The organism is Belliella baltica DSM 15883 (assembly GCF_000265405.1).
In the GTDB taxonomy this organism is placed as follows: Bacteria; Bacteroidota; Bacteroidia; order Cytophagales; family Cyclobacteriaceae; genus Belliella; species Belliella baltica.
Map to the genome: position 1 here is coordinate 1018552 of NC_018010.1, position 26806 is coordinate 1045357.

The 26806-nt window shown below is 37.1% G+C and carries 26 protein-coding genes; 11 read left to right on the forward strand and 15 right to left on the reverse strand.

What is annotated here, in order from left to right; all coding sequences use genetic code 11:
* Positions 1-209 precede the first annotated feature (209 nt).
* The 4 genes from BELBA_RS04750 to BELBA_RS04765 are packed head-to-tail and all read left to right on the forward strand — an operon-like array spanning position 210 to position 1834.
* Positions 210-956 carry a hypothetical protein gene (locus tag BELBA_RS04750; protein WP_014771619.1) on the forward strand — a complete coding sequence of 249 codons (747 nt, stop codon included), beginning with the start codon at positions 210-212 and terminating at the stop codon, positions 954-956.
* 3 nt (positions 957-959) lie between these two features.
* Complete coding sequence (locus BELBA_RS04755; protein WP_014771620.1) at positions 960-1364, forward strand: DUF5675 family protein; 405 nt, start codon at positions 960-962, stop codon at positions 1362-1364.
* Entirely contained in the window at positions 1357-1545 is a 189-nt protein-coding gene (locus BELBA_RS04760) for a hypothetical protein (protein WP_041779237.1), read from the forward strand. The genes BELBA_RS04755 and BELBA_RS04760 overlap by 8 nt, the downstream gene beginning before the upstream one ends.
* A 31-nt stretch (positions 1546-1576) precedes the next feature.
* Entirely contained in the window at positions 1577-1834 is a 258-nt protein-coding gene (locus tag BELBA_RS04765) for a hypothetical protein (protein WP_245531135.1), read from the forward strand.
* Between the two features lie 410 nt (positions 1835-2244).
* Here the strand turns inward: BELBA_RS04765 and BELBA_RS04770 are convergent, their stop codons facing one another.
* The 7 genes from BELBA_RS04770 to BELBA_RS04805 form a co-directional block, all read right to left on the reverse strand.
* Positions 2245-2607 (reverse strand): cupin domain-containing protein, encoded by a 363-nt coding sequence (locus BELBA_RS04770; RefSeq protein WP_014771623.1) that lies wholly within the window; start codon positions 2605-2607, stop codon positions 2245-2247.
* 1176 nt (positions 2608-3783) lie between these two features.
* A complete protein-coding gene (locus tag BELBA_RS04780; protein WP_041779522.1) occupies positions 3784-4560 on the reverse strand; it encodes an IS3 family transposase in 777 nt (258 codons plus the stop codon).
* Between the two features lie 32 nt (positions 4561-4592).
* The gene (locus BELBA_RS04785) at positions 4593-4859 is read right to left on the reverse strand and encodes a transposase (protein WP_014771625.1); all 267 of its coding nucleotides are present in this window, start codon (positions 4857-4859) and stop codon (positions 4593-4595) included.
* Positions 4860-4922: 63 nt separating this feature from the next.
* Entirely contained in the window at positions 4923-5228 is a 306-nt protein-coding gene (locus BELBA_RS04790) for a hypothetical protein (protein WP_014771626.1), read from the reverse strand.
* Complete coding sequence (locus BELBA_RS04795; RefSeq protein WP_014771627.1) at positions 5216-5674, reverse strand: hypothetical protein; 459 nt, start codon at positions 5672-5674, stop codon at positions 5216-5218. Before BELBA_RS04795 ends, BELBA_RS04790 begins: the two co-directional genes overlap by 13 nt.
* The gene (locus BELBA_RS04800) at positions 5640-6836 is read right to left on the reverse strand and encodes a DUF4221 family protein (RefSeq protein ID WP_014771628.1); all 1197 of its coding nucleotides are present in this window, start codon (positions 6834-6836) and stop codon (positions 5640-5642) included. Before BELBA_RS04800 ends, BELBA_RS04795 begins: the two co-directional genes overlap by 35 nt.
* Positions 6833-7042, reverse strand: coding sequence for a hypothetical protein (locus BELBA_RS04805; RefSeq protein ID WP_014771629.1), 210 nt, complete (start codon positions 7040-7042; stop codon positions 6833-6835). Before BELBA_RS04805 ends, BELBA_RS04800 begins: the two co-directional genes overlap by 4 nt.
* 566 nt (positions 7043-7608) lie before the next feature.
* On the opposite strand from BELBA_RS04805, the gene BELBA_RS19610 reads away from it, so the two are divergent.
* Complete coding sequence (locus tag BELBA_RS19610) at positions 7609-7860, forward strand: hypothetical protein (RefSeq protein ID WP_157466057.1); 252 nt, start codon at positions 7609-7611, stop codon at positions 7858-7860.
* A 24-nt stretch (positions 7861-7884) separates the two neighbouring features.
* Here the strand turns inward: BELBA_RS19610 and BELBA_RS04810 are convergent, their stop codons facing one another.
* The 3 genes from BELBA_RS04810 to BELBA_RS04820 form a co-directional block, all read right to left on the reverse strand.
* Positions 7885-8208 carry a hypothetical protein gene (locus tag BELBA_RS04810; RefSeq protein ID WP_041779239.1) on the reverse strand — a complete coding sequence of 108 codons (324 nt, stop codon included), beginning with the start codon at positions 8206-8208 and terminating at the stop codon, positions 7885-7887.
* A gap of 377 nt (positions 8209-8585) precedes the next feature.
* Positions 8586-9605: a sensor histidine kinase gene (locus BELBA_RS19025; RefSeq protein WP_014771630.1), complete on the reverse strand. Its 1020-nt coding sequence runs from the start codon at positions 9603-9605 to the stop codon at positions 8586-8588.
* A gap of 63 nt (positions 9606-9668) precedes the next feature.
* The gene (locus BELBA_RS04820) at positions 9669-10421 is read right to left on the reverse strand and encodes a hypothetical protein (protein WP_014771631.1); all 753 of its coding nucleotides are present in this window, start codon (positions 10419-10421) and stop codon (positions 9669-9671) included.
* A gap of 841 nt (positions 10422-11262) precedes the next feature.
* Between BELBA_RS04820 and BELBA_RS04825 the strand changes: the two genes are divergently transcribed.
* Positions 11263-13107 carry a PLP-dependent aminotransferase family protein gene (locus tag BELBA_RS04825; RefSeq protein ID WP_014771632.1) on the forward strand — a complete coding sequence of 615 codons (1845 nt, stop codon included), beginning with the start codon at positions 11263-11265 and terminating at the stop codon, positions 13105-13107.
* Between the two features lie 132 nt (positions 13108-13239).
* Here the strand turns inward: BELBA_RS04825 and BELBA_RS04830 are convergent, their stop codons facing one another.
* From BELBA_RS04830 to mfd, 4 genes are all read right to left on the reverse strand, one after another.
* Positions 13240-13689, reverse strand: a complete 450-nt coding sequence (locus BELBA_RS04830) for a GNAT family N-acetyltransferase (RefSeq protein ID WP_041779240.1) — start codon at positions 13687-13689, stop codon at positions 13240-13242.
* A 279-nt stretch (positions 13690-13968) separates the two neighbouring features.
* Positions 13969-16398 carry an alpha/beta hydrolase family protein gene (locus tag BELBA_RS04835; RefSeq protein WP_014771634.1) on the reverse strand — a complete coding sequence of 810 codons (2430 nt, stop codon included), beginning with the start codon at positions 16396-16398 and terminating at the stop codon, positions 13969-13971.
* Positions 16399-16595: 197 nt separating this feature from the next.
* Entirely contained in the window at positions 16596-17819 is a 1224-nt protein-coding gene (gene gldJ / locus BELBA_RS04840) for a gliding motility lipoprotein GldJ (protein WP_014771635.1), read from the reverse strand.
* A gap of 173 nt (positions 17820-17992) precedes the next feature.
* Entirely contained in the window at positions 17993-21352 is a 3360-nt protein-coding gene (gene mfd / locus BELBA_RS04845) for a transcription-repair coupling factor (protein ID WP_014771636.1), read from the reverse strand.
* Between the two features lie 147 nt (positions 21353-21499).
* Here mfd and BELBA_RS04850 point away from each other — a divergent pair, with 147 nt between their 5' ends.
* From BELBA_RS04850 to BELBA_RS04865, 4 genes are all read left to right on the forward strand, one after another.
* Positions 21500-22108, forward strand: coding sequence for a cytochrome c oxidase subunit 3 (locus tag BELBA_RS04850; RefSeq protein WP_014771637.1), 609 nt, complete (start codon positions 21500-21502; stop codon positions 22106-22108).
* A 183-nt stretch (positions 22109-22291) separates the two neighbouring features.
* Positions 22292-23269 (forward strand): FtsH protease activity modulator HflK, encoded by a 978-nt coding sequence (hflK, locus tag BELBA_RS04855; protein ID WP_014771638.1) that lies wholly within the window; start codon positions 22292-22294, stop codon positions 23267-23269.
* Positions 23266-24204, forward strand: a complete 939-nt coding sequence (hflC, locus tag BELBA_RS04860) for a protease modulator HflC (RefSeq protein WP_014771639.1) — start codon at positions 23266-23268, stop codon at positions 24202-24204. Before hflK ends, hflC begins: the two co-directional genes overlap by 4 nt.
* Positions 24205-24332: 128 nt before the next feature.
* Positions 24333-24770: an SRPBCC family protein gene (locus BELBA_RS04865; RefSeq protein WP_014771640.1), complete on the forward strand. Its 438-nt coding sequence runs from the start codon at positions 24333-24335 to the stop codon at positions 24768-24770.
* A 1-nt stretch (position 24771) separates the two neighbouring features.
* Here BELBA_RS04865 and BELBA_RS04870 read toward each other — a convergent pair whose 3' ends face one another.
* Positions 24772-25242 carry a Fur family transcriptional regulator gene (locus BELBA_RS04870; RefSeq protein ID WP_014771641.1) on the reverse strand — a complete coding sequence of 157 codons (471 nt, stop codon included), beginning with the start codon at positions 25240-25242 and terminating at the stop codon, positions 24772-24774.
* A gap of 208 nt (positions 25243-25450) precedes the next feature.
* Between BELBA_RS04870 and BELBA_RS04875 the strand changes: the two genes are divergently transcribed.
* Positions 25451-26707: an aspartyl protease family protein gene (locus BELBA_RS04875; protein WP_014771642.1), complete on the forward strand. Its 1257-nt coding sequence runs from the start codon at positions 25451-25453 to the stop codon at positions 26705-26707.
* Positions 26708-26806: the final 99 nt, after the last annotated feature.

Sequence of the window (26806 nt, forward strand, 5' to 3'; positions counted from 1 at the left end):
AACCCCTTTAACCTCTTAATCCCTATAATCCAATCCCTCAATCCCCCAATTAACTTATTCAACCAATAACAAAATCAACCGTGTCCATCCGCGTCCATCTTTGGCAAATAACCCCCTTTTCCGCAAAACCCGCAGAATCCGCATACTCATTTCCAAACCTTCTGACTACCAGCCATATTTGACCATGTTTCACTTAAAACCATATCAAAATGGCAAAACAAACAGGTATAATAACCCTCAGCGGTAACATTGGAAAGTTGAACTTCTTCAAAAACCGCGATGGCTACCAGGCCAGAGAAAAAGGTGGGGTCACAAAATCCAGAATCATGACTGACCCTCGATATGCACGAACCAGAGAAAATATCGCCGAGTTCAAGACAAATGCTGTAGCAGTCAAACTGCTAAAGGATACAGTCAGACCGGCAATCATCAAAATCTCTGATCCTAGACTGCATCAAAGAATGATCAAGAGAATGCTGGAAGTCCTCCGTACTGACCCAATCAACGTGAGAGGTGAGCGACAGGTAGCCGAAGGTGACTGGTTGATGATGCAGGGACTGGAAATGAATATCAAAGCCAACTTGGCGACGGTACTCAAACCAGAACTCACATTCGCCAACTCAGCAGCGGATTGGTCAGTGTCTGTTCCGGAGTTTCAGCCTAGCGATTTTCTGATGATTCCTGAAGGTGCCACGCACTTCAGAGTATTCGCAGTAGGTGCATCGGTCAATTTCCAAACAGCAGAAAGGAACTACATCATGGAAGCATCGACAGAACTCCCAATCGGGGATGTGTCAGCTCCTTTGACGCTAACTATTCCTAAAGCAACCTTGGTAGACCCGCATAAAGTTTACCTGCTTGGTGTAGAATTTCTCCAGATTTCTAATGGAATAAATTATGCACTCAGCAATGGTGATTTTAATGCTGCGAAAATCATTACAGCTGAAAGAGACTAAGCCATGACAGTGCAGCTCTTTAGGAAATACAGGCCTGAGATGACCGTAGGGTATTTGATGTGCGAAGGAAAAGTAATTTCCAAAACCATCGAACAAATCAGGATGTTTCCAACTCCCTGTATCAAAGAAGGAAAGTACGAACTTCTCCTTAAGCACAATGAAAGAAGAGGTTGGTTCCTTCAGCTTCGCAATGAAGGACCTGACAAATACATCATCAGCCCATTACAAAAAGGGAAGTTTATACCGCTATTGGGAATAGCACCTGTTCTGCATTGGGATAGGAAAGCAAAGTTCTCAAGGTTGGCAACTTTCAAAGTATTGGAAGCTTTTGAAAAAGTATTTGCATCAGGTGACAGATTATGGCTTGAAATTACGGAGGGAGACCAAGATTTCTTGGAAGATGATTAGTTTAATAATAATAGGAGTGGGAGGGGTGGTGTCACTCCTCCTCTCTATCATCGCATATTTCCTCAAGCTTTTGGTTCAGGATATCCGGGATCTTAGAAAAGATTACGGTGACCTGAGAGAACTCTGCATTTGGCTCAAAGCCAAGCAGATCAGCTTAGAACACAAGATTTCCAAGACTTAAACCCGCCTATCATTAAGTAGGCTCAAGTCTCATGTCTTACGTCTCAAATCTCATATCTAAATTTACCATGGAAGTAAACAAATTAATCTCTGAATTGAAGACAAGGTGGAAGAAACCAACACCACCTTTATTCCAAAAACTGGGTCAACTCGGATTGATTCTAGCTGGAATTGGCGGAGCAATCTTAACAGCTCCTGTAGCTTTACCCCTCGTTTTGACAAACGTAGCTGGTTATTTATTAACCGCGGGTACCGTTCTGGCAAGTATTAGCCAGATTACGAGTGAATAATTGAATGAATCAGGGGAGCTTTGTTCCCCTGATTTTTTTAAAAGATATATCACCAGATATAGGCCAATTATATTTTTGTGTTCAATTGTTTTAGAGAGATCTATTTGCCTTTTCAACATAAATTCTCTCTCAATTTTCACTTCTCCCACTCCTTCATAATTCATAATTCGAAGTTTTACATTCGAGGTTTAGGAATTAATTAGCCACAAATGAACACGAATGAATACAATTTTTCTTTGCGTTCCCCAGCGTTCCTTTGCGGCTAAAAATATTTGCCGCGGAGAGCGCAGTGAATCGCAGAGGTATTTTACCACTGATGAACACAGGTAAACACAGTTTTTCTTTGCGTTCCCTATCGTTCCTTTGCGGCTAAAACATTTGCGGCGGAGAGAAAACACCTATGGTAAAATTTATATCCACTTCAACTCTTCTACAGTCTGCTCTACTTTGACAGTACCTGTATGCTGAGTTGATTTAGGTTCGATAAGCATCACCCGAACCTCTTCATCATGCGTCCAAGGGCGGTGCTCTATACCTTTGGGGACAATCAAGATTTCTCCAGGTTTGGTTGTAATCGTCTTGCCATCTCTGAAATCCATCATCAAAGTACCACTAATCACCACAAACATCTCATCTTCCTCCTGATGACTGTGCCACACCAAGTCACCTTTTAGCTTGGCAAGTTTGACATAGTTTTCATTCAGTTCGCCGATGATATGCGGATGCCAGTAACCGGCTATTTTGGAATACTTTTCTTCTAAATTGATCTTCATAGCTCACAAGTTAAAAGGTCTGGTTTATTTTTCAAACAGGAAAATTTAAAAACCAGAAAGCCACTGATAAAGCCAAATAACACAGTTTTTGATTTGATTAAATCTAAAATCTACCCTCTAAAATCCACTGTGTTCACCCGTGTTCATCTGTGGTAAAATAAAAATCCCCGAACTTGCCTCCTTCTAAAGATCCACGTGCAATTCCCTAATCAAAAAACCCAGTGCACCTCCGTAATTCCTCTGTGAATCTCTGTGCAACCCAAAAAACCTACTGTCTCTAAAAAGTATTGAATTCAACCAAACCCCATAAAACTACACACCCCCAAATCTGAATTCTACAATCTAAAGTCTAAAATTCACCATATTCATCCGTGGTAAAAAATCCACGCACTTGCTTCCCTCTGGGAGGTTTACCTCACTTTAGGGAGGATCCGCGTGAGAATCAATATTCACAATCAACTAATCCCGATAATCCTAATCCACTGTAAAAAATATTTTTATCAATAAAGGAACGCAAGGTATTCCTCCCTCAAAGTGCTTTTATATTCTATGTTTTGAGATTCTGCCTCTATGGTGATTTTTTCTTAAATCTTATGAATATTATGAAAAGATGACTTGAAGTTGTCTGTTAAGTAATATCAATTGCTTCATCTGACTTATTGGTTTTTTTTTCAAACCATAGAATTATAATCAGCAGTTAACAAAAGTATCCGCTAAAAAAACTAAAACCATTAATCAAAGAGGTCAATATGCTCCTGAATTTTGACCAAAGAGAGGGCAACATGCTCCGGAATATCAGTCGAATATTGCCATTCATTTCCTTTTCACTAAACAAAAACATTCCGATTCTGAGGGGTCAATATGCTCTGGAATATCCACTAAAATACATAATTAGATTTCAGGATTTTTATCTGGTAAAAATAAAAATGGTAAGTCTAAATATGTATTAACATTTTTTTTATTAATTCTACCGGTAAGTGGTTGCTTTTTTCGACAGTTTGTAAATATAGTTGATTAAATTGAAATTTGAACTGTTCAATTGAAACGGAAATGAGCTCTGCTGGGGAGCAACTCATCAGGGATAAATTGACCGACGAAAATGAAAGGGAGGCGTTCGATTGTTGGACGTCTTTCTTTTTACCCATTTTCCGAGTGCTATGCCTTCAAAAACCCACATCATGCCGCGTATTCATTTGGTGTACAATAGTTCAGGGACTCGTGGGGTCTTTCTTGGTTGTAATCTTCTTTCCAGGGTTGAGTTACTTCATAGACATGATCCAATGAAAAGAATAAGTTAGCATCAAGAATGTCTTCGCGGTAAGTCCTGTTAAATCGCTCAACGATAGCGTTCTGTTGTGGCTTCCCTTTCTGGATTTTTATCCACTCTATATCGTTTTTGTCTAGCCAGATTTGAAATAAACACGATGTAAACTCTGGTCCATTGTCGGTTCTAATTCCTAAAGGTTTTCCGTGCTCAATAATGGTTCTTTCTAAGATTTCAATCACTTTTCTTGATGGAAGTGAGTAGTTTATGCCTATTTCTAGGCATTTTCGATTGTATTGATCGACAATATTGAGTGTTCTGAACTTTTTACCACTTGCCAGTGAATCAGACATGAAATCCATTGCCCATTCTACATTTGCAGCTAATGGTACTTCAATCGGATTTGCAGGATTATCAATGCGTCTTTTCTTCATTCGCTTATACAGTGAAAAACCTTCCTTTTCGTAAACACGTCTGATTTTTGCTGCTCCAATACCCGGATACTTCTTTTGCACTTTTACAATTACTTTTCTTCGCCCTAATCGACTCGTACCAATCACACTTGAAATAGCCTCTTTAACCACGACATCCTTCTCAGGCATTACTTTTTTGTAATACTTATTTGTTCTTGAGCAACTAACCAACTTACACGTCTTAGCATAACTTAACTTAGGAAAAACTTCTTGCACAAAAGTTAAGCATTGCTCCTTTTGATAAGACGTTACCACTTTTTTGAGTTAATCTCTTTAAGCACTTGGTTGTCTAAAGATAAATCTGCAACTAACCGCTTTAAGCGTGCATTTTCAGCCTCCAGCTCTTTAACGCGCTGTAGCTCAGACAATGTCATTCCGCCATATCGGCTCTTCCAATTGTAAAATGTTGGCTCTGAAATACCGAACTCGCGGCAGATCTCACTTACCTTTTTTCCCTCCTCTTGGGTTTTTAGCACTTTCAAGATCTGTGCTTCTGTAAACTTTGACTTTTTCATACTCTTTTTTGCTATTTATAAAGTTAAAACTCTATTTTTAACTTGTCGCAAAAAAGCAGCCCTTTACCTACCTGGGATCCATTTTTCAGAATCAATTAACTTCTTTACAATCTGTTCTTCATAAAATGGGAAATTTCCTTTAATTACTCGTGGATTGCGAACATTTCCTTCAAGGTCAATTTCTAACCTAAAAACTAATTCTACTGGTTCTAGATTATCTGAAAGTATAAGTCCATTTTTAAGATATTTATAAAAAGCATCTAAGCCTTGGGGGTATTCAGGTAAAACATCAAGTTCATTTATTGGATAAGTCGTTTTATCAATACAACTAGGAAATAATAGAATTATTATAATAATCAATCTTGACATAGAGAATCTAATGCATTTAATATTTCTATATTATTCGAATCTAATTTTAATAATTTTTGGGTTCTAAATTCATCGTTAACAAAAACAACAATGATTTTACTAGGATTAAGCCTTGTATATTCTGTCCAAAAACCTAAGCTATCAAATTTTACATTTTTAAAATCTCTAACTTTTTCATCAAACATAATTCTAGAATTCTTATTGTAACTTCCAGAAATAATGATCTGATAATCTAAATGTTGACCATATCTTTCTATTAATGAATATGCTGTCGTGTGACATTCAAAGCAAGCCACAGAAGGGATTATAATCAACTTATGATCACATTTTATTTCATTTAACTGTTCATAACTAATTTCAATAAGCTTATAGCCTTCTTCGTTGGAGTGGATATTACAACTGAATAAAATATTAATCAAAAGCAATTTTATAAAAAGTTTTTTCATTTTCGCTCTTATTTGAATTTTCTCCTAAATACAATCCATTTTCTAAAACAATAATATCAAAAGGATCATAATTCCGTGTGTCAATAACATGAGTACTAATTAACCTACCAGTGATATCATGAACATTTAATGAAGCTTTTCTAGGTGTAACTTTGCTATTTTTCATAATTTTATCAACTGATTCATCATCAAATCCCCCTAAAGAAATTCTATAAATCTTCTCTCTAAATTGATCGAAAATTACTAAAGCATGCCTAGGAGTTTCTAATTGATGCCGAGTTCGATCTTCATACTCCCAATTTTGAGGATTTGGACTTTTGATATTTTCAACAAAATCTGATTTAGAAATAAACATTTTTCTTAAAACATCATTTTTTGCATCAAAAAAATAAACAGAGTCACTTGTAGGATAGCTAATTAGAAATTCATTTGGATTTCGAAAAGCAGTAATACTGGGTAAAAAATGATCTGGACCTCCTAGAAACTCATTTCCAAAACTTGTAGGATATCCTAATAAATATTCGATTTTCCCGTCACTTAAATCAACTTTAACAATTAAATTTTTATTTTTATATGCATTTTGATACGGATCAATATCAGGAACTGTAGGTATATAAATGGAACCATCTGCTAATCTAATGTCTCTACCTTTAAGAGTGAATGGTAAACTAGAGACTTCATCGGGCTTGTTACCTTCTGATTTTTTAAGACGATAACTGAGTTTTACTTTTCCTGACGAATCGACTAAAGATAAAAGGTAAGAATATCTATCTACTAGAAAAATGGAATCGAAGTTGTGAAGATAAAAATCTGTTACATTTCCAACTCCATTAGGTCCTTCTACATCAAAAATCAGTTCGATATTTTTTTCTTTTTCTTCAAGCGAATTCAGAAATAACCGATTTGGGTTCATTGGGAATGGATTTTGAATAACCATATATTTACTCCCATTATTTAGATTAAAAATTTGATGATAAAGCCAACTATTAGTAGCGTTATTGTTGAGAGAGATTGTTATAAATTCTTTGAAATCTAAATTTAAAAATTCAGAATTAGAAATTTTATGACCAGAGCAATTTAAACCGGTAAATATAAAACTTAAGAAAACCAAGGCATTTTTGAATGCCTTGGTTAACTGTTTTTGAAATGATGAGTTGCTCATCCTACTCCTTCTTCTAAGTCATCATTTCCAGGAGTAACAACAACAGTAGGAAGACATGTTCCACCTGAAAGAAAACAAGTGGTATAAATTAACTCACCGGAGGTATTCCTTACATCAAAAGCTAGTCTATATGCATAACTGTAATTTAATACACCTAGTGTTCCAAACAGCGCTACAAAAGCAATCATTTTTTTAAATCTGTTCATAAATTAAAATAATTAATCTTAATACACTTTAAAAAGGTAGTGTAGATAACCTTAAAAGTTTTCACAACTGGTTTAGAAATCTTTATATATTAAACATAAGATAAAAAAAATAATAATCCAACATATACTAAAGTTATTTTATAATTTTTCTTATTATTATTTTAACTTTTAATTTATTTTAAAGTCATTTATTTCATATTTAAAGCTTTTTATACCTAATTTAGCAAATTTAGTACTCATTATTCAAGAATTAGAAATTTCTATCGCTGTTAGTGCTAAATCAATTCAAACAAAATATGCCTTTTGCCGAAGGTGGGATGGATCCGAGTGCTTTTCCCAAATAAAAAAACTCTGTGCACCTCCGTGCATCCTCAGCGAAACTCTGTGCAACCCAAAAAACCTACTGTCCCTAAAAAGTAATGAATTCAACCAAACCCCATAAAACTACACACCCCCAAATCTGAATTCTACAATTTAAAATCTAAAATCCACCAGTGTTCATCGCGATCGTCTCGGGACAGGTTCTGTGGCAGAATCACTTCGAGGCTCCGCGTGCAATTAAATCTATGGCAAACCTATCTAAGCCTGATATACCCATTTTCATGAAGCTCTTCAGCAGTTTGGATTGGAAAACTTCTGCCATTGTTGATCATGTACACTTGATCAGAGACCTCCATGATATGCTGGTAAAGATGATCAGATATCAATATCCCTTTATTTTCCACATCCATTTCTTCCTAGAAGACCCGTCACACTACCTGATTCACATTTCAAATAGATGTTCTGCAACACACGATTCTGCCCAAAACTCAGCATGACACCGTCCACTTCTAAAGTATGCTTCATAAAAACTTTAGGATCAAAAAATAACCAAATAGAAACAAGAAAATATCAAACCCAATGGTCCAAGACCAAAGCTGTCTTCTATTGAAACCCAAATTTTGAAAGTAGTAAAACTGTTTCCTCATATCATCTTGGAGGAAAAAGATAATCCCCGCAGAAGTTAATATTTTCAACCAAAACAATGGGGCAAAAGCTGCATTTCCAGAAGTCCAAATGATCCCCCAACTCACAACGGTTAGCGTAAGACTAGCCGCAGAAAAAGCCCGATAAAAGGTCTTTAGAATTCTTACTTTTTTGAGTAGTGTCGATTGGTTTGATTTCAATTTACTGAGAGTTGCTGCTTCGTATATTTTAAATTTAAAGATTAAGTTTTTAAATCCAACAAAAACGAGGCTGCTTTACCTCCATTTGCTTAAAACAGTGCCATTCTAATTTTAATATTCGCCTCCAACTAGGCCTAGTTTGAAACTACGCCTTTATATCTTTTTACAGATCTAAATAAATTTCTCCCACGGATAAACACAAAAAACACGGCTATTTGAATTCCCTTTACATGTGAAAGAATTCCTCTGCGCACCTCCGTGCATCCTCAGCGAAACTCTGTGCAACCCAAAAATCTAAAACCCACTGCGTTCATCCGTGGAAAAATCACTTTGCAGCCTTTGCTCCTCAGCGGTCTTAGCGAGATTTCCCTCCTTTTCTATCTCACTGCTCCACCCACTCTCGGAATGCAGCCGTACTGGATTGACTCGTCACTAGCTTTTTGTCGGAACCTACAACCTGAATAGCCAAATTGTTTTTCCCATAGCGCTCCATTCTTTTTAGGATTTTTCTTGGGTTTGAGTGAATTGGTGATAGAAAGTGACTTTTCCTCAAAATCCAACTCAATCAATACAGGATCCTTCTCTGTGCCCAAATTATGCTCAATAGCATTCTCAATCAACACCTGCAAACTCAATGCGGGCAAAAGAGCTCCTTTCGAAATCACACCACCAACTTTCAAAATATAAGCATCCCCATATTTCTGCTGCATCAATCGGAAATAGCGCTGTGCAAAATCCAACTCTTCTTCTAAGCTTACGAGTTGCTTATCGGAAGACTGCAACACATAGCGGTAGATATCCGAGAAATCATGCAAAAATGCCGACGCTTGTTTCTGATCTTCTTCAATCAATTGATCTAGCACGTTCAGGTTGTTGAAGAGAAAATGCGGATCCAATTGTGCCTTGAGCTTAGACAATTGACTTTCAATCTGAGCCTTTTCAAGCTCGGAAATTTTCTTTTTGTCTTCTTGATTTTTGTGAAAATAATAGTGCGCCAAGAAGAATCCACCATAGACAAATACATCAACTACATATTTGATGTTTGAGCTTGCCAAGGAATTAAAATTGAAATTACGCGCTACAGTATTGAAAGCAAGTGAGATCAAAAAGGACAGAATATTATTACCAATCACATAAACAACAAGGGAAATAGTGAATACTGAAAGCGCATGGCTAAGTGTCAGCTTCTCTTCAAACCTTCGGATCACCAAGCCAATGATGACAAACAAAAGCATGGCATTGATCAACTGACCTATGGCTGCGTCTGGAGTAAATAAAAACCAACGGAAGGATTTACTAAAGTAGAACCTGATCTGTATGGATTCCAAATAGGCAAAGATGACTATGAAAGCCAAAAAGTATTTGCTTAAATAAAGTGATTGGAAAAACTTTTTCATTGCTAAGAACTAGGAGGGTGTAAAAATAGCCCTTTCTTTCAAAAGGGCTAATAAACTAATGGATCAATTTGTTTCTGCTGCAGGAGGGAAGGAGTAGAGCACTTCACCTTTTTCATTGAAGAAATCTAGTTTGGCTTGATTCGCTTGATCTACATAGAACATCGCCAGCGGCATGCCTTGATCATCGAATAGAAAAAGACCGTTATTTTGACTTCCTGATTTGCCTAACATCACTCTAGGAGCTCCACCAATCAATTCTTGTTCTTGATATTCTAGCATTTTGGCACGAGCTGCCGCTGGATCGGTTTTCCTCAATTCCTGCACCTCTGCCATGATTTCCATCGTTTTGAGTTGGGTTTCCTTTTCAGCTCGATCCATAAACACGAGACTACTGCTTACCCTTCTTTTATCTCCTTGCTTGGAATCTGTGGTCAATAACTGCATCACTTGATCTCCATCATACTGGTCAAATGTCATGGATAATCCAGCGCTGTGGCCGTTTTCGGTGAGTGCACCATCGTAAATAAGTCCACCGCATTCTATCCCTTCTTCATTGAAGAATAACATCCCTGATCGCTTTTTCCTTTCTGCATTGGTTGGTCGATCGTTGATTTTAGTGTCCCCATTTGGGAATTTATCCACATTAGTGATGACCATCTTGACCGTGCCATCGGGTTCCACGATGTTTATTCTCTGTACATCGATTTCTTCAAAATGATGGTTACCATTATTTTTAAAGGCAACTGAAGTAAGTAAAATTGCTCCACCCGCCATGGCTATTGCAAAAGTCCTAAGTAATACTAATTCCTTGTTCATATTGATTTGGTTTTTGTTTTGAATGATTGATGATTCAAAAGTAGCCTACAGGACACCAAACACCTCCCACAAAAAATTGAACCAAGGAAAAAATCTAATGAGTTGAGGAAAACTCAGAATGAATTCTATTTCCTAGATCTGCTAAATGCCCATCTAGAAAAAAAATAGCGCCGGTTTACAATACTTGAAATCTCAAGACCAGACTAAAGGGGTTTGCAATCCCCCACTCGATATCTGCCGGCTTTTCAAGATTTGCAATCTCGAAACCAGATAAAAGGGATTTGCAATCCCATTCACAGAAACATCAAATTATAAAACTACCCAGCCTAATTTAACCAATAACCAATCCACTAAACACTCATTTTTTCATCCCTCTAAATTTCTCATTCTCCTTTGCTTTCAGGAACTCAAATACCTTCTTGTTGTTACTTTCTTTAAATATTGATGAATATGAATAACCGCTTTTATACCAGCAGCCATTTATAATATTGTTTGAAGTTCATTTCAATCAGCTGTGGTCAATTGACTATGGACTGTTGGCGATTATTAGCATAATTATAAATGAAATCTTCACATACTTCTGTCATTGCAGATAATCATATTGATGAATATGCCATTTTGTTAATCCTTAAGGAAATTAAAATTCCTATTTATGCATATCCGCTTTCATGCCAGTAGCCATCCAAAATAATGTAATTATCAGATTTAGATCAGCTGTTGACCGTTGTCCGCCGACTGTTGACAATTCGTTATAATTCAGATTTTAAACTTAGTTACTGGTGTAATTGCGGATAATTATATTCCTATTTAAACTATCTTGCCACCCAATTCAAAACATCCTATGAATCAAACCCAAATTAAACAGCATCTTCAAACGATTTTATCAAATATGCCAGTGGACTGGCTCAAGCTCACCACGCATCGCCTAGATATCTATAATGAAAAGCTAGCCAAATCCCAATTTTTAGAGCATTTTGAAAGTTTGTTAAAGTCGAATTCTATCGACGCAGAGCAACTCAATCAATTACCCACAGCCTATGACTACATCCGCCTCGGTCATCCATTGTCCAGTATTTTGGAATGGGCCATTGCCGAATTGAATCAGTTGCCCTTTGACCATGTCATTAGCTTTTCTTCCAAAACAGCCCCTATTTTGGCTGTGCTCAGAAAAAACCTATTCCTCGGTAGAAAAACACAGTTACTCTACACAGAAGATATTTCTAATTTCTTCGGAGCTGAATTGATTCGTGAGATCTATGGGTATCAATTTGACATGAAACAGGTGAGTGCTGAAGAGGAAATTCCCGACTTTGAAGGGAGCAGAGTTTTGATTTCTCAATCCAGCGCTATCGGGGAAATTCAAGATGATTTCAACAGCGATTTTGTGATTACCACGCATGGATCCTTGGGAAGTATTATTCATGTCACTAAAAAAGAGCATGCCTCATATATTGGTGAAATACAGCATGTACGAAGAAGGGAAACGATAGCCATGACGCCAGCTAATTGCTTGATGGCTTTGGAAATTTTAGCAGGAAAAACAATCAAAATACCGCAAGATGATCGAGACGTCAACTACAAAGACGACGTATTCGTATCCATCGCCAACATCACAAGTACAGATGTCAAACCTCTAGTTGCCTCCAGTGGCTTATCGATTCAATATGCCATCATGATGGGATTGATCCACGATGCCATGGAGAAACACCCGGGAAAGGAACTCAAATTTATTGTTCCGCCCAACTGCTACGGGGGGACCAATGACCAAGCGAGGAGAGTAGCTGCTGCTTTGTCTCATGTAGAGATCGTAGACTTACCCGTGGATGCCGGCAACGACATGAACCAAAGCCTAGACAGGATATTGAACGAACTGGCCGAGAAAGACGCAGTACCCTTTATCATAGCAGAAATTCCAACCAACCCAAGAGTGGAAGTTCCTGATTTGGATCGCCTAAAAGAAGTCTTAAGCCAAACTCGTCAAACAAAAAACGGAGAAACAGCCATTGAACCTGTTTTTATTCTAGATCAGACTTTCTGCCCAAATGTGCATTTTTTGGGAGAAGAAAATACGCTTTCAGTTGTCCCAGCGATTGCTTACGCCAGTGGGTCTAAGTTTCCAAGTGGGGGAGAATGCACGGCAGGCTATTGCGTGGCCAATCAAAAAGCTGAGGAATTGATGGATAAAATCGGGCTTCACTTGGCACTATGTGACAATGAAGCAACGGGACAGCAGTACGAGATTTTGGCCAAACAGCTGCCTTCTATGAATCAAAGAATTCAAGATGCCTATGTCAATACCAGAGAATTTGTCAATTTCATTCAAGCGAATTTGCCAGAAGCCAAGATCAACTTTGTCTCAGAAGAACTGGCAGAAAGAGGCTTCACTCCTTCTGTATTTTCACTGGATCTTCCTACCAAAGGAAATACGCCGGAGGAAAAGGAGGCCCATAAAAGGGAATTGAATCTACAATTGATTGATTTGATGATCACAAAGATTCCAGATGAAAGCAAATTCTGTGTCAGCTACGGCCAATTGAAAGGTTGCTACTGGACCATTCCAGCCACATCCACCCAAGGGACTACCAAGGAAGGCGACAAAGATTACATTGTCAGAGCCTCAGTTTCCCCTAATATAGATTTAGAGCGACATAAAGAAGTTTTCATGGAGTTTGTTCAAAGGATGTAAGAAGCCCTTTGTGCCTTAGCGTCTTTGTGGCTAAAATGTAAAAAAGCCACGAAGGCTCTAAGTTGAGTCGAATGAAGCACCAAACAAGATTATTGAATAAAAGTGAAACTCCTTTTTAGGGAAAGGAGAGCTTTAAGCTTTTCGTACCATTTCTATGTGTTCAATCCCATCTTCATCATAGATCTCCCCATCTGACTTGAATCCCAAAGATTCATAAAATCCTAAAGCATAGGTTTGCGCACCTAAGCGAATATCACAGGAACCAAAAAGCTGATAACAAGCATCTAAAGTAAGTTCCATTACTTTTCGACCTAGTCCTTTTCCTCGAAAAGCAGGAGAAGAGACAACCCTGCCAATGGCAACCTCCTCGTAGGATAAACCTGCTGGAACAATCCTCGTATAGGCAACCAATCCATTTTCTTGGTATAAAAGCAGATGAAAGCATTTCTGATCCTTATCATCCAAATCCAAAAAAACGCAGTTTTGCTCTACCACAAAAACCTCACTTCTTAAACGAAGTAGATCATAAAGCTCGTTTATACTCAATTCGTGGAAAGATTTTAAGCTATGTTTCAGGTTCATAAGACTACTACTTGAATTTCTCATATTGGCTAATATAATTTATATTCCTAGAAATAAAGAAAGTTAAGCAGATGAGTGAAAGTTTTCTCTTTTGTAAAATTTAAATTCCAAAATCTAATTTTAAAGCGATTAAGGCAAAAAACAAAAAAAGCCCCCTAATGGAGGCTCTTTTTCTATTTATTGAGGCAATTAATTGTAATTTAATCAACTTTCTTAACAGTCGTGTTTGAAGTTCATTTCAATCAGCAGTGGGCTGTTGACTGTGGACTGTTGACAATATTATTTATTTTTTACATATTTCTCCAACCACTGATGTTGTTCATACAGGGTGTGAAGAATAGACTCTTCAGCAGAATATCCATGACTTTCGTGAGGTAAAAACACCAATCTTGTAGTAGCCCCATGTCCTTTCAAGGCATTATAATAACGCTCTGATTGGATTGGGAAAGTACCAGAGTTGTTGTCAGCCATTCCGTGAATCAATAGGATTGGAGTTTTTACTTTGTCAGCATGCATAAATGGCGCCATCGTATTGTACACATCTGGAGCTTCCCAATAGGTTCTCTGTTCGTATTGGAATCCAAATGGAGTCAACGTTCTATTATAAGCACCTGATCTTGCGATACCCGCAGCAAATAGATTGGTGTGAGAAAGTAAGTTTGCTGTCATAAATGCTCCATAAGAATGACCTCCTACAGCGATTTTAGATCTATCACCAACTCCAGACTCTACCACAAAGTCGATTGCTGCCTCAGCATTCGCAACCAACTGTTCCAAGAAGAAATCATTTGGTTCTAAGTCACCTTCACCTACAATTGGCATTTCTGTCTGATCCATAATAGCATAACCTTGAGTCACCCAATACAATGGAGAACCCCAGCTTAATCTAGTAAATCGGTACTGTGAACCTCTTACTTGAGCAGCTACCGCAGCAGACTTATACTCCCTTGGATATGCCCACATCAACACAGGTAGCCTACCATCTTTTGCAGGGTCATATCCCTCAGGCGTGTAGAGTACAGCTGAAAGATCCAATCCATCGTTTCTCTTATATTTTACCAATTGCTTCTTGATACCTTTTATAGATTCGTATGGATGTTCAAAATTAGTTATTTGAACAGGAGCAACTCTTCTTTTTGTGCTTAGCAACCAATAGTTAGGCTGTATTTCAACACCTTCTTTTGAAGTAATAAATTCCGTAGCATTATCATTCAAGACTTTTACTACTCTTTCATAATAAGGTGCTTCACTTCTCCAGATTATTTTTTCTGTTTTTGTCTTTACATTGAAAGTAGAAAGGTATGGCATACTTCCCTGTGGAGAACCACCTTCACTTGTCATAAATACATCGTCTCCTTTTCTAAGAATCACACCTCTTCCAAATTCATTAGTAGTAAACACTGGACTTCCTGGATCATTATAAATATCATCAGAAGATCTTTCGATGATCACAGTTCCTTTATCCATTGGCTTGGAAGGGTTGATTACTCTTACAATTTGCTTTCTAGTGGCTGACCATCTTTCGCTAAATAATGCGAAGCTATCATCAGACCAAGAGATTCCACCGTATCTATATGGAGTACTTGCAAATTTCACTTTCTCTCCTGTAAATGGTGCATCTAATGTGTAAACAATATCTCTTTCAGCAATCTCTACTCTACCATCTCCACCATCCTGAGCTTCTACCCAGTATAATGTCGCTGGCTTATCCGCTCTCCAATTGATAGATCTTGGCCCTGTTACAGTAGCATCAAATCCAGTCGGTCTTACTTCATCCAAAGGAATTTCAGCGAAAGTTTTAACATTTTTACCAGTCATGTCCCAAAGCTGAACATCATAAGGAAACCTTGATGCTGGTACCAAATAAGAGAATGGCTTTTTGATTTTATCTACCATCACATAGTTTCCATCTGGAGAAAGACTCACAGAAGAATACATGCCTGGCTGACCAAAAGGAGTTTTATTGCCTTCAAGATCCACCATCATTAGTTGAGAATCCATGAAGTAGGCAAATAAATTTTCATCATGTCTATTTTGTAATAAATCCTGATAAGTCCTGGAAGGAGCCGCATTCCCTGAAGTTTCCTGAATCGTAGGACCAAGTGGAGCTAATGGCGCAACTGGCATAGAACCTCTTTTTGGGTTGATGGCTTTCAATAAGATTTTGTTGTCTGGTGTCCAAGTCATAGTTCCACCCATCACATCATTGACAATCTCGTCAGTCAGCTTCTTAGCTTCAAAGGTGCTCAAATCAACCACCCAAAGGCTAATACCTGTGTTTGTCGTATTTGTAACAGCAGCATACTTCTCGTCTTTAGAGAGAGATAGGTTGCCTAATCTTGCATTTGCAGGAAGTCCAGTGATTTGATTTTCTACACCTGTTCTCGTGTTTTTTACTTTTACATTTTCTACAGCACCACTACGGCTAGGACCATTGGTAGCAGGATTGATTCTCATACCGGCAATTCTCAATTCCGGCTGAGCCAAATCTTCTATAGATGGATTTCCTGAGCGCTCTAGAAGCAACATAAAATCACCTGTACGGCTGAAGCTGACGGAAGGCGTAGAAGGAGCCTTTACCAAGTCAGCTATTTCTTTTGGTGGGGTCTGATAAGTTAGCGCACTTTGGGATACCGCAGGACTAATGGCGAACCATGTCAAGCAAACTATCAAGGATAGGCGCATCGTTTTGTGTAATGAGTATAGCATAGTTTAAGTTCTTTTTATTAGAGAAATTTAACCCTTTCTACTCAGTTTCTTACAAATTTTTGAATTTGAGGTACTCTCTGAATTTAAACGGTCAAATCCGATGCTTAAAAAATAAAAAAGGAGCCCAAAAGCTCCTTTTTATTACTTATTCCTAAAAACCTTTCTGTTAATTCTGTCAAGGTCTCAGATTACAGTTTTTAATTCCCAACTGCTCCTACAGAAATCATAGCACATCTAAAACCAATATGGTTAGTAGCAGAGTCTTGATGAAGGAACCTTCTTGTACCAGGAGATAACCAATAAGCCATATCTCTCCAAGAACCTCCTTTGTAAACTCTATAGTTATCGTCAATTAAAGTGGTATTGTAATCCTCAGATTCGTCATAGATTCCATCCTTTCTCAATGGATTCAAATCATCAAAATCTGTAAATGAAAGTGGTCTATAAACATCTTGTACCCATTCGTTCATATTTCCTGCCATTTGGTACAATCCAAAGTCATTCGGAGGATAATTATAAACGTTGGTAGGAATGATATCCCCATCATTTGCAATGCCACCAGCTATACCTGCATAATCACCTCTACCTCTTTTGAAGTTAGCAAGCATATCACCTTGCTTTCCTTTTCTTTTGATATTATAAGGATTTCTTACACCTCTTCCATCCCAAGGATAAATTCTACCATACTCTTGGTTTTCATCCATATACTGAGTACCAATCATTGCTTTGGCAGCATATTCCCACTCTGCTTCGTTTGGAAGTCTATATTCAGGTATGGCAACACCTCTTTCAATCAGTTGATTTTTAGTCAAGGTACTATCTATTCCTTCTCTTTCTCTCATCAGATTACTTACATATTCTGTTCTCCATTTAGCATAGGCTGTTGCTTGTACCCAAGACACACCAGCTACAGGATAAAAATTGAATCCTGGAAATCTAAAATAGTAAGTATCATATACGTCGTTGTAAGACATTGCTCCAGCCCATACTTTGTCAGATGGCTCTAACTTCAATACAGAATCAGCACTTACATTCTTCCGCATATTGAACAAAAACTCTTTGTAATCATTATTGGTCACTTCAGTTTCATCCATATAAAAAGATGCAATGGTGACTGTTCTTTCCACATTGTCACGAAAAGCCATGATGTCTTGTTCCTGAGAACCAATGACCGCACGCCCACCTTGGATATATTTCAAGTTTGGCCCTACAATCTGTTTTGCCATCTTCGTCACGACAAAGTTGGTACTATCGTTGGCATCAAAACTGAATTCTGCTCCTGTAGTAGCACTTACCTTACCTGGCTTCGCCGCAGTCCTTCTTCCGTACCCAGGTGTTTTATTACATGATGATAAGATGCCAGTCGCTACAAAAAGCATTGCAACAGCGACTAATCCTAATTTATTTTTTCCAAAAACCATATGACATTTAGTGTTTTTTGTGCACAAATAGAACGCTAATATATAATCAATAATATCCTAACACAATATTATTTTTTCTCTTTGCTCTCACTCTAATTACGAATCTGTCCGAAATCAGAGATATTATACAAAAAATATCTCCAAAGTGACAGTTTTAGACCTACCAAAAATTTTTAATTTTTTTGGATTTTCATATCATTTAACCATTTTTTAGCTCGACTGATGTCTTTTACTCCACTGATAGTGAGTATCAAACGGCTCTTATGCTCTTTCATTTTACAGTGCCTAGACTGTGTTCCTACATATTTCAAAATATTCCCAAAGACTTCCGACTTGAAGTAACTTTCTTTGGTAGATGGGACAAAATAACATTTCATCACATCATTTTTCAAAACTAATTTTTCAAATCCCAACTGCTCAGCAAGCCATCTTAGCCGGACAGTTTCAAATAAATCCTCAACAACCTCTGGTATTGGACCAAATCTGTCTTGAATAGTTTTGATATAGGATAATAACTCTTCTTCCTTCTTTATATTATCTAGCTTTGAATACAAATTCAATCGCTCTGAAATATTACTTACATAGGTTTCAGGAATCAAAAGCTCCATATCTGTCTCAATGACACAATCCTGAACTAAGATCTCTACTTTTTCTTTCAAATCATCTTCAAACAAGGCTGCGAATTCATTTTCCTTCAATTCCTGAACTGCCTCATCTAAGATCTTATGGTACATTTCAAATCCTAAATCAGTGATAAACCCACTTTGCTCAGCCCCCAGTAGATTTCCTGCACCTCGAATGTCTAAGTCTCGCATCGCTACTTTGAAACCATCACCCAAGTCAGAAAACTCCTCTAAAGTTTGCAAACGCTTTCTTGCTTCTGTGGTCAGCCCAGTCGTTGGCGTTGTCAAAAGATAACAGAAAGCTTTTTTGTTACTTCGACCCACTCTTCCTCTCATTTGATGTAAATCACTCAAACCAAACATGTGAGCTCGGTTGATAATAATGGTATTTGCATTTGGTATATCTAATCCAGATTCAATGATGTTGGTAGACACCAAAACATCAAATTCGCCTTCGATAAACTTCACCATGATTTTTTCCAATGCCTTTCCATCCATCTGTCCATGTGCCCCTGCAACTCTCGCATCTGGAACCAGCTTCATGATAATATTTGCAATAGTATCAATTTCTCCAACACGGTTGTGAACAAAGAAAACCTGACCTCCACGTCGTAACTCATAAGCAACAGCATCACGGATAACCTCTTCTTGAAAGGTATGAATTTCGGTAGTGACAGGCTGCCTATTAGGTGGTGGTGTAGCTATTACAGACAGGTCTCTTGCTCCCATAAGTGAAAAGTGCAGCGTTCTTGGAATAGGCGTGGCTGTCAAGGTCAATACATCTACATTCAGCTTCATTTCTTTGAGCTGATCTTTGACTTTTACTCCAAATTTTTGTTCTTCATCAATGACCAAAAGCCCCAAATTCTTGAACTTGATATCTTTATTGACAATTCTATGTGTTCCCACCAAAATGTCAATTTCTCCAGAGGTGACCTGTTTGGTGATTTCTTTGATTTCCTTCGCTGTTCTAAACCTGTTGATATAGTCCACTTTTACTGGAAAATCTGCCAACCTCTCCTGAAATGTATGAAAATGCTGCATAGCCAAAATGGTCGTTGGGACTAAAATAGCCACTTGCTTTCTATCATTTACCGCCTTAAATGCAGCACGAATTGCAACTTCAGTCTTTCCAAAACCCACATCACCACACACTAACCTGTCCATCGGATAAGGCTTCTCCATATCTACTTTGACATCTGCCGTAGCAGAAGCTTGGTCCGGAGTATCCTCAAAGACAAAGGAACTTTCCAATTCCACCTGCAATACCGAATCAGGCGAAAACTGGAATCCAGGCGCATTTCTTCGCTTAGCATACAAAGCAATCAGGTCTTTGGCGATGTCTTTGACCTTCCCTTTGACCTTCCGCTTTTTATTATCCCACTCTGGTGAACCAAGTTTGGACATCGTGGGTGCAGTGCCTTCTTGACCAGAATATTTCGATATTTTATGGAGTGAATGAATATTCACATAAAGCAAATCATCATCTCTAAAAACCAATCGAACTGCCTCTTGAAGCTTTCCATTCACATTAACTTTTTCTAATCCTGCAAACCTTCCAACGCCGTAGTCAATATGCACTATATAATCTCCCGGATGAAGAGATTTGATTTCCTTAAGTGTTAGTGCTTTTGATTTACTGGATCTAGCTTTGGTTTTGTATCTGTGAAATCGCTCAAAAATCTGATGATCGGTGTAGCAAGCCACACGCAAGGTTTTGTCAACAAACCCTTCTCTAAGACCAATAAGTAATGACTGGGTCTTAAGCGTTGGATCCAATTCATGTAAGATATTTTCTAGTCTATTGATTTGTTTGTCATTCTCAGAACAGATGATATTGAGCCAGCTATTTTTTTCATTGCTTACCAGGTTTTCAACCAAGAGATCAAAGTTCTTATTGAAAGAAGGCTGCGGCTGAGTATCAAATTGAATGACTTGACTATCTTGACCATAAAACTTATGACCAAACTCTACTTTGACAAAAGAATTGCTCAAAGTCTCAAAAGTACTTGAATTGTCAAACAAGTCGCTTGGCTTGGGAAGCAGTTTATCATTATTGGTGTTGTCCACAATTTGGTCAAAATGCTTGGTCGCTTTTTCAAAATTTTGATCCAATACATCAAAAGTAAATTGTTGATCTTTCAACCAAAGTACAGTGTCATTAGGCAAAAACTCCAAAAATGATTGTCTCACTTCTTGAAGCAATCGGGTTTGCACATTAGGGATGATACTGATAGAATCAATTTGATCTACAGATAGCTGGGTCTCTGGGTCAAATGTTCTGATACTTTCTATTTCTCTACCAAAAAGCTCAATCCTATAAGGAAGATCATTGGCATAAGAATACACATCTAAAATCCCTCCTCGAATAGAAAACTGTCCCGGCTCGTAGACAAAATCAGATTTTTCAAAATCATAGGTGGAAAGAATCTCAGCGATAAACTCCATATCGACTTTTTCTCCAACGGAGGCTATAAAAGTATTTTCCTTCAAAGATCTCTTATTGATCACTTTTTCATAAAGCGCCTCAGCGTAGGTAATCACCACTTCATTTTTATTCTCTTTGGCTAGAATCTTATTCAAAATTTCTGCCCGCATCAGAATATTGGCATTTTCTACTTCATCAAACTGATAAGGTCTTTTATAACTTGAAGGAAAAAGTAAAGTATCTTTCTTTCCTAACAATTCTTGAAGATCAGAATTTAAATACGCAGCTTCTTCCTTATCATGGGCCACAATCAAATGAAACCCACCAATACTGTTGAAAACCGACGTAAACAAGACCATATCCAAACTTCCTGAAACTCCCTTTAGCTGGAAATTTCTGTTTTTTCGGTACTTTAGTTGCTCGGAAAAAGTCAGTACAAAAGGATCTTTTTCGTAGAGGGATAAGAATGATTTTTTGTCCAAAATAATATTTGATTACTAATATGAAATATTTTGCAAGTTAAGGAATTGATTTGTTAAGGCTTCAAGAGACATTTATGAATTTGAAGGCATTTCCTTGAACCTATGTCTCATTAAAATGTTTAGAAGGCAGTTGATCAAATAGAAAGAATGAAAACAGAGAAAGAAACTTGGTTTCAAAAAATAGAAAACATGCATCCCTATCAGACTTTAATGTATTTGGGCATGTTTGGAAGCGGGTTGATATTTTTGTTTATGACCTTAGCCTTCTTAGCTTCTGGCTATGGTAATCTTGATGGATTAGGATTTAAAATGCCAAGATCTTTTATTCTAAGCACGATTGTGATCATTTTCTCTGGCTATACCTGCTCCAAGATGATCTTACATTACAAAGAAGAAGCTACAGCAAAATTAAAAAACAGTCTTTTTACTACCTTTCTTTTAGGCCTTATCTTTACTGCTCTTCAGATAATTGGTTGGAAGGAATTGACAAATATGGGTATTGATTTTCGAGGCATTCCCAGCGGAAGTTTTCTCTACATTTTGAGTGGGATCCATATTTTTCACTTATTCGGCGCGATGATTTTCGCTTTGATTATGATAGTACAGTATAATAAAAAAGAAAAAGATGCTATTCAAAAACTGATAATGCTCACCAATCCTTTTGAAAAAATGAGAATTGAGTTATTCTCAAAATATTGGTTTTTCATGGATTTTATCTGGTTGATACTTTTTTTAATTTTTGTGATTTCTTTTTGAAGCAAAAAATCACCAATAGATTTTGCCATGCTTCTGTAAAATACTTTTTATTAAATTCTCAGGGTAGCAAAAGACTGAATAATCAAATTCCTTATGGTTTTTAACCGTATTCTTCTCATATTGAAACTTAGTTCATCCAATTTCGAACACTTTTAAAAATCATCAAATTAAATATTTCTAACTATGTCAGAAAAAAATTATGAAATCAATATCAATCCAGACTGGATCAAAAAGTATCTGGGAAAGATTGTCATTGGCATATTTCTCTTATTAGCTATCTTCTCGAGTTTGAGAACTGTTGGTCCTGAGGAAGAAGGTGTCGTCGTACAGCTTGGAGAATATAATAGAACAGTACAACCTGGTTTGAATTTTATGCTTCCTTTTGGAATCGAAAAGATGTATAAAATCCCTGTTCAAAGACAGCTAAAACAAGAATTTGGTTTTCGTACGACTAACGCTGGTAGAAGTTCGGATTATGTAAAATCAGGCTATGGAGATGAAAGTATGATGCTCACTGGAGACCTTAACCTAACGGATGTTGAATGGGTCGTACAGTACAGAATTACCGATTCATTCAAATATCTCTTTAAAGTCAGAAATGCCGATAAGACATTGAGAGACATGTCCGAATCAGCTATGCGAAAAATCGTAGGTGACCGAACAGTCAATGAAGTATTGACCGTTGGAAGACAAGAAGTAGCTTCTAGCGTGGAAGTTTTGCTACAGTCAATGTGTGATGATTATGAAAATGGTATCCGCATAGATCAAGTAGTGTTGCAAGATGTAAATCCTCCAGAGCCAGTCAAGCCTTCTTTTAATGCAGTAAATCAGGCCCAGCAAGAAAGAGAAACGCTTATCAATCAGGCAGAAGCGGAGTACAACAGGGTAATTCCTAGGGCTAGAGGTGAAGCAGAAGAGACCATTGAACTAGCAGAGGCCTATGCTCTCAATCGAGTCAACCGCTCCATCGGTGAAGCTGAGAGATTCAAAGCTTTGTATGAAGCCTACATGAAAGCTCCTGAGGTTACCAAACAAAGGATTTACCTCGAAACTATGGAGAAAATCCTTCCAAAAATTGGAAATAAGATCATTGTGGATGAAAAAGGAAACAATGTATTACCTCTTTTGAATATTGATAAAGTAAAAACACCACAGCAATGAAAAAAAATAGAATAGGATATATCGTACTTGCTGCCATTGGAGCTCTTTTGCTCTTCAATAGTTATTTTATTTTGGATGAAACTCAACAGGCCATTGTCACACAATTTGGTAAACCTGTTGGAGAACCAAGAACATCTCCTGGAATCAATTTCAAGACACCATTTTTACATAAAGTACAATTCTTCGATAAGCGCTATTTGGAATGGGATGGAGATAAAAACCAAGTGCCTACCAAAGACAAAAAATTCGTCTTTGTAGATACTTATGCGCGATGGGAAATTACTAATCCATTACAATTTTTCATAAGATTGAGAGACGAGCGCTCAGCACAATCCAGATTAGATGATATCCTTGATGGAGAAACCAGAAATGCTATTGCAAGTCATGACCTTCTAGATATTGTAAGATCTACAAATAGAGCTCCCGAAATCACGGAAGACTTTATGGAACAAATTGAGATTTTAGAAGATATCTCAGTGGGTCGGGACAAGATTGAAGCCATTGTACTAGAGAAAGCCAACGAAAGGACGACTGATCTAGGTGTAAGAATTTTGGATTTCAGGTTCAAAAGAATGAATTATGTGGATGAAGTTCGGGATAGAGTGTATGATCGAATGATTTCTGAAAGAAACCGAATCGCCGACCAATTCCGCTCCGAAGGTCAAGGAAGAGCCAGATCGATACAGGGAAACAAAGAAAGAGATTTGGCTCAGATCCAATCAGAAGCTTACAAAGAAGCAGAAGAAATCAAAGGTAAAGCTGACGCTGAGGCTACAAAAATCTACGCTGATGCTTACAACAAAAACAGACAGTCTATAGAATTGTATAAGTTTTTGAGAACTATGGAAAGTTTTGAAAAATCCATGGATGAAAATACAAGTATTGTCTTATCGACAGATTCCGAATTCTTCAAATATCTTAGAAAATTGAATTAAAAGTTTTGTAAAAAAAGAGGAAGTCATTGCTAACTTCCTCTTTTTTTTAACTCTTACTTGTAAGAAATCTCACTCCTAGAGTGATACTTGTTCAAACATTTTTCTACAAAACACGCTTATCAATCCAAATGAAAATAATCATAGAAACATCAGTTGAGCAAGATTACCTTCAAGTAAAAAGTGGTTTCGATCAAACCCTTTTTTCAAAATTAAGTCCTCCATTTCCTCCTGTCAAGTTATTGCGATTTGATGGATCTGCAAAAGGTGATGTGGTTACTTTAGAATTAAACTTCCTTTTTTTTAAACAAAAGTGGACTAGTGAAATCACTGATGATCAGACAAATGATAAGGAGTTTTACTTTATCGATGAAGGAGTAGAGCTTCCGTTTTTCCTCAAGTCATGGCAACACAAACATCGAATTATTAAAAATGGAACGGGATCCATCATTAGAGATGAAATTACCTACCAAGGGCCATTGGGGATCATGACTTTACTATTATACCCTGCAATATATTTACAATTTCTCTATAGAAAACCTATCTATAAGAAGATCTTCAAAAAGTAAATCAACCAAATTGTAGGTTTTCACAATTTTGAATTTGACAATCTCCATAAAGAACCAAAGAATGACTGCTGATTGCTGATCGAAATTCTCTTCCCATAGCCTCTTTGATCAGATTAAGCCTTTCGTCTGAGAATTCACGAATTTTTCGGCATTGATTACAGACATGATGATCATGGTGCTTATAAGTCAAAGCTTGTTCGTAGAGTGCAACTTTATCTTTAAATTGATGCTTGACAGCTAAGCCACATTCCACCAAAAGGTCTAATGTATTATAGATTGTAGCCCTGCTGATTGTATATCCCTTATTTCTCATTAATAGAAATAGTCCCTCCACATCAATATGCTCATCTTGAGGAAGCGCGTAGAGTTCATCTATCACAGAAAATCTCTCTGGAGTTTTTCTGCTTCCTTGTCTTGAGAGGAAATTTTCAAAAATTTTTTTTGCTTTATCTACTACCGACTTTTCTGCCATATCAAATGCTTCTAAAAATCTAAGATGCAGGATTTTTTAGATATTTTCAACTTAATAGCAAGTCAAATCCCGAAATTCAAGAATCAAACAGTCTTTCAGGGTCTGATTATCAGTAAATTTCTCAGATATTTAAAGCTGATCGAAAACATATTTTGATTTTATTTATTCTTATATTAATGAATGAAAAAAATCAGCCCTTAAGGATTTTATGCCCAAAGTACTGTTCTTAACAATCGCCCAAATCTGCCTTATTTTCAGCAAGGCATGCTTTGCACAAGTTCCTGGGTTTTTTATGAAAAAAGAATCCAGAAAAGCAGAAATTCCATTTATCAATTCCAATAATCTGATCATCGTCCCTGTTTCAATCAACGGTAATGAACCTGTCAATTTTATTGTTGATACTGGCGTAAGAACAAACATATTCTTTAGCAAAACTCTAGCGAATCAGCTTGGTTTACAATATACCAGAAGTCTAAACCTAGTAGGCGCAGATGGCAAGACAGTCTTGACGGCATCAGTATCCCCAAATAATCATTTTGACCTTGGTAATGTTGAGGGAAAAATTCAGACTATTTTAGTACTTGATGAAGATTTCTTTGAATTAGAAAGTGTCATTGGCATACCAATATATGGGGTACTAGGTTACGAATTTTTCAAGTTTAATCCAGTCAGGATCGATTATGATAGAGGAAAGATGTTTTTCTATAAAACAGATGCCTTGAAGTGGAGACCAATCGGTTTTAGGAAATTGAAAATGCCCATTGAATACAACAAACCCTATATCAACGCAAAAGTAAAGCAAGTCGCTGGTGAAGATTTGTATACAAAACTTTTGATAGACACAGGGGCAAATCATGGTCTGCTACTCAATAAGGAATCCACCGAGGAAATTGTCATCCCTCCAGTCAACCTCGAAACAGACTTAGGAAGATCACTTGGAGGAGATTTATTTGGAGTAGTCGGAAGATCGAAATTTTTATCTCTCAATGGCTTACGATTCAACAACATAATCACCTCATATCCTTTTGAAACTGAATACAGCTACATCATCAAAGAAACAGGTCGGCAGGGGAGTATTGGCTCTGAACTTCTTGGAAGGCTTGAGCTGATTATTGATTACCCAAGAGAACGTTTTCTATTCAAAAGGTCAGTGACATTTACTAATCCTTTTGAATTTGACATGAGTGGAATTACGCCTAAAATTCTTCCTTCTGATATCAGAAGAGTATATGTAGCGAGATTAAAAGAACAATCTCCCGCATTTAATGCTGGTGTTAGAGTACTTGATGAAATAATCGAAATCAATAAAATACCAATCGGTTTTTGGGAGCTTTCAGATATTATCAAAGTTTTTAGATCCGAGGTAGGCCGGGTAATTTCAATCAAAGTATTACGACCATCAACTGAAAATGAAGAAATTTTTAATGAATTTGAGTTTAAATTTATGTTGAGAAGACAGATTTAATAAGTGGATAAGGAAGTAGAAAATTTCAAGCAAAAACAAACGTTTAATTCACCCAACATTAAAAAGTTCTAAGGTTACATATTCTTATTTCTCTTATGA